The organism is Accumulibacter sp. (genome assembly GCF_029255145.1).
Classification (GTDB): Bacteria; Pseudomonadota; Gammaproteobacteria; order Burkholderiales; family Rhodocyclaceae; genus Accumulibacter.
The window spans coordinates 1-5,844 of sequence record NZ_JAPUVQ010000017.1 but is presented as its reverse complement, the minus strand read 5'-3'; the positions used below and the strand labels follow the sequence as shown (position 1 = coordinate 5,844).

The window sequence follows — 5,844 nt, the reverse complement described above, 5'->3', positions numbered from 1 at the left end:
TGCCCACGGGCCGGGCGGCCCTCTCTTTGCGCCCTCAAACCGAAGTTGCAGGCTGCAGTTACCGCATTGCTCGCACCAGATTTATGTCGGCTTGTGGACGCCGGTTTCACCCCGGCGCCGACAGAACCCCAAGGGAGACATGGCATGACGGACGTACTGGCCCGGGTGGTGGCCCTCAAGACCACCCCGATTCCTGAACTCAAGAAACTGTGGCGTGACCTGTTCGACAACGATCCGCCGCCATACAACCGGCGATTTCTGGAGAACCGGCTTGCCTACCGCCTGCAGGAACTCGCCCATGGCGGACTGAAGACGAGCACCGTGAAACGCCTGGAACAACTCGGCGAGCAACTCGACGGCGGCAAGGCGCGGGTTCGCAGCCGGCGTGTGGATGAGCGCCCGGTGGCCGGGACCAAGTTGATCCGGGAATGGCAGGGCACCCCCTACGAGGTCGTAGTGCAGCCTGATCACTTCGAGTTTCAGGGCCAGCGGTACCAGTCGCTGTCGGCAATCGCAAGAGCGATCACCGGCACGGTCTGGAATGGCTGGATGTTTTTTGGCCTGTGCGCCCGGAGGCCGGCATGAGCGCCATCACCCGCAAGCTGCGCTGCGCAATCTACACCCGGAAATCGACCGAGGAAGGGCTGGAGCAGAACTACAACTCGCTCGACGCCCAGCGTGATGCCTGCGAAGCGTACATCGACTCGCAGAAATCCGAAGGCTGGGTGGCTCTGAGCGATGCCTACAACGACGGCGGATTCTCGGGTGGCACGCTCAACCGGCCTGCCATCCAGCGCCTGCTGGACGATGTCCGCGAAGGCCTGGTCGATGTGATCGTCGTCTACAAGATTGACCGCCTGTCCCGGTCGCTGGCCGATTTCGCGAAACTGGTCGAACTGTTCGACGCGCAGAAGGTGACCTTCGTGAGCGTCACGCAATCGTTCAACACCACCACGTCGATGGGGCGGCTGACGCTGAACATCCTGCTGTCCTTTGCGCAGTTTGAGCGGGAACTGGGTGGGGAACGCGTCAGAGACAAGATCGCCGCCAGTCGGGCCAAGGGGATCTGGATGGGCGCGATGTCACCGCTGGGCTACGATGTCGTCGAGCGGAAACTGGTGCCGAACGCCAGCGAGGCGGCTTTGGTCAAGCGGATATTCGAGCGGTACATCGCGCTCGGGTCGATGACCACCCTGTCGCGGGAACTGCGGGCCGACGGGGTAACGACGAAGTCGTGGACGACGCTCAAGGACACGACCCGTACCGGCAAGTTGATCGACAAGGGCTACCTGTACAAGCTCTTCAAGAATCCGGTGTTCATCGGCATCGCGGCGTACAAGGGCAAGCACTTCGCCGGGGAGCATGACGCGATCCTGGACCGTTCAGTTTGGGAGCAGGTGCAGGCGATGTTGGGTCGCGCGGAGCCGGAGCAACGTGCCCGGCAGAATCGGCCATCGCGGGCGCCTGCACTATTGAAGGGCCTGATCTTCGCCGATGATGGTTAGGCCATGACGCCCGGCGCCACCCACAAGGGCGACGAGGTCTATCGCTACTACGTGAATACTGCCTCGATGAAGATCGGCAAGGACGCCTGCTCGGTGTCCCGTGTGCCAGCCGGCGAGATCGAGGCGGCGGTGGTCGCGCAGGTCCGGAAGGTCTTGCAGGCGCCCGAGGTGATGTCGCAGGCCATCCGGGAAGTGCTGGCCCTTGATCCCACCGCCGATGCGCAGGAAACCATTCTGACCCTGCAATCCATCGAACCGGTGTGGGACGAACTTTTCCCCGCCGAGCAGGCCAGGATCATTCAACTACTGGTGGAACGGGTCACCGTCAGCCCCACCGGCCTGCGCATCGACATGAAGACGGCGGGGATGCGGGATCTGATCCGGTTGGTCATGCCAGGGAGGAAGGCCGCGTGATGGACAGCGATGTCATTTCTGTTGATCTGCCAATGACCTTCAAGCGGCGGGGTGGACGCAAGGTGATCGTATTGCCGGATGGGACTCACGGCAACCCAGCACCGATGGCCACCATCGACAATACGATGATCAAGGCGGTCGCGCGGGCATTTCGTTGGCAGAAACTGCTGGAGAACGGTACCTACGGTTGTCTGGACGAGATCGCCAAGGCGGAAAAGATCGGGCCTTCGTTCGTGAGTCGCGTCATTCGGTTGGCCTTGCTGGCGCCGGATATCGTGGAAGCCATACTTGCGGGGAAACAGCCTGCGACCCTGACGCTGAAGGACTTGATGCAGCCGTTTCCGCTGGAGTGGGCGAGGCAGCGGGAGCGGTTTGGCGTTGAGGCGAGACGGTGAGTTCATACTGTTGCCAACAAATAGATCTGTCCGGTTCTGTAGCAAATGAATTGTCCGCTGTGACCGGGGCGGGGAAAGCGGTGGAGGGCGTAGCCCGGAACCGATTGCCCCGCCCCGGGTGGCCGCGGCGGACCTACGCAGCTGCCTTCAAACTCAGAGGTATGGCGTTGCCGGCCGGATCATAGTCAGCAAGCTTGCGCGGGCCGTGGAAAATCGCCAGCGTGTGGTCCGTACGGCGCAGCACCGTCACCTTGGCCTTGACGTGGTGGCAGCGATGGCGATCGGCGGGGATTTGCAGTTTCATCCCCTCGAAGCTGACGCAGTTGTCGATTACAATCGCCATCGGTGCTGCCCTTCAGACCTACAGTCCAGCGAGCTTTGTCTGCCGACTACAGGCTTGCGGTTGAGGAAGGTATTGTCGGCGCGGCAAGTGAATGCCCTGTCAGTTCAGAGACGTAGAATGCAGCACTCGACTTGGACCGAAGCGGAAAAGAAGATCGCGAGACGCGTGTTCAACGCACCGCTCCAACGCGAACTGGTACAGGTCATGGCGGAGTTCAAGAGGCGGGCCGCTGGCGCCAGTGACCCAGACGACATGTGGTCAGTCCAGGAATACCTGGCGGAAACCCGACGTCAGATCGACACGAAGTACGACTTTCGTTACTCGCAATTGCTTATCGTCTTCGGACGGCTGCTGCAAGAGAACAGTATCGAAGAGGGCGATCTCTCTGGTCTTTCGGACGAAAAGCTCAGGTATGTGCGGAGCGTCGCGTCCCTGTGAGCAAAAGGTAATCAGAAGTCTCTTCGGCACCGAGCGGGATCCGAATTGGCACAGGGAGGTTCGCCTGCCACCACACCACCCACCGTGCGGCTGCTCAGCAGACCGTTCAACCACAGGTCGCGTGTCATTCGACACCGCCAAACCACGTAGAATGTCGGCATGACCCGTTCCGAACTCATCATTCGCCTCGCCGCATACCCACACTTCGCGCAACTCACCGCCAAAGACGCTGAACTCTCGGTCAAGGCCATCCTCGACGGCATGATCGAAGCACTGGCCCGCGGCGGTCGGATAGAAGTCCGCGGTTTCGGCAGCTTCGGTTTGAATCACCTGCCACCGAGGATCGGCCGAAATCCCAGGACCGGCGTCGTGGTGCCAGTGCCCGCGAAGTGGGTGCTGCACTTCACGCCGGGGAAAGAACTACGAGAGAGAGTGGAGCCCAGCAAATGACCTTCAAGATTGGTCGGAATGATCCCTGTCCATGCGGCAGCGGCAAGAAATACAAGCAGTGTTGTGCAAAAAACCCCGCACAGTTCGTTGAACCAGAACGGAAAGGCCATGCCGGAGCCGTGGAGCGTGCCATCGACTGGCTGATGAACAAGCACCGCAAGGCCGTCAGCGTCGCCCTTGCAGAAATGCTCTTCGATGAATTGAGCCCCGAGGAGGAAGATGCTCTGAAAGCTCAAGACCTGGAGACCTGGAACAGCATTCAACTCAACGCCACAGAATGGCTCTTGGCCGAGGGCGAGATTCTGGTGCATGGCGAGCCCAAGCCAGTCTCGGAGTACCTGCTCGGTCCGGGCGGACCGCTCTTCACGGTGGGTCAACGCCGCTGGATCGCGCAGTTGGCTGAGCGCCCTTTGCGCCTCTACGACGTGACCGACGTGGTTCCCGGCCAACAACTGACGCTCTGCGATTCGCTCGACGCAGAAGCGCCGCCGATCATCGTGCGCGAGAGATCGGGAAGCCAGGCCTCCCTACTGGGAGTCCGGATTGGCGTACGGATCATGGAAGTCGATGATCATTACGAATTGTCTGGCGCTGTATACGCGTTTACGCATCTTACCGGCCCGGCTGTCGTGGCGAGAATGCGCAAGGCCATGGATCACTTCGACGGGCAAGCGAGCGACCTGCCGCACCTGTTGAGTTCCATCCTCCAGCGCCAATGGCTCGCACAATTTTTCGCTCCGGTGCCGATGCCAGCGTTCAGGGACGCCTACTCTGGCGAGCCCATGTTGCTGATCACGGACCACTATCGCGTCAAGGATTGGGCGGCCTTGACGCAGTCCTTGTCTGCGCAGAGCGACGTCGACGGTGATCGCGAGTCCGCCTGGAATCGTTTCATCGACTGCAAGGATGGAGAGACCCGCTCGGTGGCGACGATCAATGTCGAGACCAGTGCCGACAGGGTCACCGTCTTCTACAAGACGCAGCGCTACGCAGATGAAGGTCGCGTCTGGTTCGAGTCCGTTGCTGGCGATGCAGTTCGATTCCTGTCTCGCGAATTGTCCGACCCCGCAGGACTGCTCCTCAACATGCCTGCCGGTCAACCGGCGAAGCCCGCAGACGCTGACGGGGATTTGTCACCAGAAGCGCTCGCCGAACTGGTGGAAGACACACTCCGGCGGATGTACGCCAAGTGGCCCGACGAACCCATCCCGGCGCTCGCTGGCAAGACCCCTCGACAGGCGATCGACACGCCCGCGGGGCTGGAGCGTGTGAAGGGATTGCTGCGCCTGTATGAAGCCAGCGAAAAGCAGCAAGCGGCACAGCAGGGGCGACGCACGATTTCGTTCGACTTTCTATGGCAGGCGCTGGGGATCTCGCGCCACGGCGCAAGCGAGTGAAGAAGATGAACGAAGAACAAATTGCCGCCGTCGCAAAGGTTCTGGCCAAGTGGAATCCACTCGGGACTGCCGCACAGGAGGTACCGGACCTTGACGGATACAGGGTCGAGGCAGCAGACATCATCTTCGGGCTCAAGATACGCGGCCGTTCCGTAAGAGCGGAGCAGTTCGTTGCGGACGTTCTCAACCAAGCGTTTGATCTGAGCCTTGACTCGAAAAGCTGTAACCCGCATGCGAAGGAAATCTTGGCGATTCTTCAACAGAAAGGTTCCTGACCATCGCACGGTGAAGGACTTGATGTGTCGGTTTCCGGTGGGGGACATGCAGAACACCCGCCCGATCCTGGACCCCGTCAAGACTTGCCTGTCGTGAGCAAATGTTCCTTCAGTTTCGACCAGCGCCGTTCCACCTGCTTGCCCTTGACCGCCATGGCAAGTGCTCCTTTCTGGCCGACCAGTACGATCAGGCTCTTGCCGCGTGTGATGCCCGTGTTGATCAAATTCCGGCTTCACGCGAGAAGCGACTTGCCGGTGCAAGATGCAGAGTGCACTCCCTGTACTTCGCGGTTCCAGCTACCGCCCTAAGGTAAGCCCGTTTCTTGGTTAAACGCTGGATGAGGCCAAGTCACGCGCTGCAACCAAGTCTAGCCTTCTTGAAGCAAAGCTATCGAAGAACAAGCGGTCTGGCAGCGCCCAGTCCCATTTCTCGGGCGTACCAATTTCACGTCGTCTGAGGATGTTCGATGGATCGGGAAGTGGCGCGGCAGCGATTGCAGCCAAGGTGTTAATTCGCGCCGCTATAAGGCCATTTCGGTGGCGGCGTAATGAGGCCACTGGACTCGCGGCGCAATGAGGCCAGAGCAATCGCGGCGCAATAAGGCCACGTAGAAGGCAAGTAGAGGC

At 60.5% G+C, this 5,844-nt stretch carries 8 protein-coding genes and 1 pseudogene; 7 read left to right on the top strand and 2 right to left on the bottom strand.

The features are described from left to right. Positions 1 to 144: 144 nt before the first annotated feature. The 3 genes and pseudogenes from Q1L50_RS01505 to Q1L50_RS01495 all read left to right on the top strand — a co-directional run bounded on the left by Q1L50_RS01505 (position 145) and on the right by Q1L50_RS01495 (position 2,314). Positions 145 to 585, top strand: coding sequence for a DUF2924 domain-containing protein (locus Q1L50_RS01505; protein WP_300335383.1), 441 nt, complete (start codon positions 145 to 147; stop codon positions 583 to 585). Continuing rightward, positions 582 to 1,919 (top strand): annotated as a pseudogene (locus Q1L50_RS01500) (recombinase family protein). Before Q1L50_RS01505 ends, Q1L50_RS01500 begins: the two are co-directional and overlap by 4 nt. Beyond that, positions 1,919 to 2,314, top strand: a complete 396-nt coding sequence (locus Q1L50_RS01495; RefSeq protein ID WP_300335382.1) for a hypothetical protein — start codon at positions 1,919 to 1,921, stop codon at positions 2,312 to 2,314. The pseudogene Q1L50_RS01500 and the gene Q1L50_RS01495 overlap by 1 nt, the downstream one beginning before the upstream one ends. Positions 2,315 to 2,447: 133 nt before the next feature. On the opposite strand, the gene Q1L50_RS01490 is transcribed toward Q1L50_RS01495, so the two are convergent. After that, a complete protein-coding gene (locus Q1L50_RS01490; protein WP_300335380.1) occupies positions 2,448 to 2,618 on the bottom strand; it encodes a hypothetical protein in 171 nt (56 codons plus the stop codon). A 156-nt stretch (positions 2,619 to 2,774) separates the two neighbouring features. Here Q1L50_RS01490 and Q1L50_RS01485 point away from each other — a divergent pair, with 156 nt between their 5' ends. The 4 genes from Q1L50_RS01485 to Q1L50_RS01470 all read left to right on the top strand — a co-directional run bounded on the left by Q1L50_RS01485 (position 2,775) and on the right by Q1L50_RS01470 (position 5,217). Beyond that, positions 2,775 to 3,095, top strand: a complete 321-nt coding sequence (locus Q1L50_RS01485) for a hypothetical protein (RefSeq protein ID WP_300335378.1) — start codon at positions 2,775 to 2,777, stop codon at positions 3,093 to 3,095. Between the two features lie 159 nt (positions 3,096 to 3,254). After that, entirely contained in the window at positions 3,255 to 3,545 is a 291-nt protein-coding gene (locus tag Q1L50_RS01480) for an integration host factor subunit beta (protein WP_300335377.1), read from the top strand. Next, entirely contained in the window at positions 3,542 to 4,942 is a 1,401-nt protein-coding gene (locus tag Q1L50_RS01475) for an SEC-C metal-binding domain-containing protein (RefSeq protein ID WP_300335375.1), read from the top strand. Before Q1L50_RS01480 ends, Q1L50_RS01475 begins: the two co-directional genes overlap by 4 nt. Before the next feature lie 5 nt (positions 4,943 to 4,947). Further along, a complete protein-coding gene (locus Q1L50_RS01470; protein WP_300335374.1) occupies positions 4,948 to 5,217 on the top strand; it encodes a hypothetical protein in 270 nt (89 codons plus the stop codon). Positions 5,218 to 5,294: 77 nt separating this feature from the next. Here the strand turns inward: Q1L50_RS01470 and Q1L50_RS01465 are convergent, their stop codons facing one another. After that, positions 5,295 to 5,441 carry a hypothetical protein gene (locus Q1L50_RS01465; protein WP_300335372.1) on the bottom strand — a complete coding sequence of 49 codons (147 nt, stop codon included), beginning with the start codon at positions 5,439 to 5,441 and terminating at the stop codon, positions 5,295 to 5,297. Between the last annotated feature and the right edge of the window lie 403 nt (positions 5,442 to 5,844).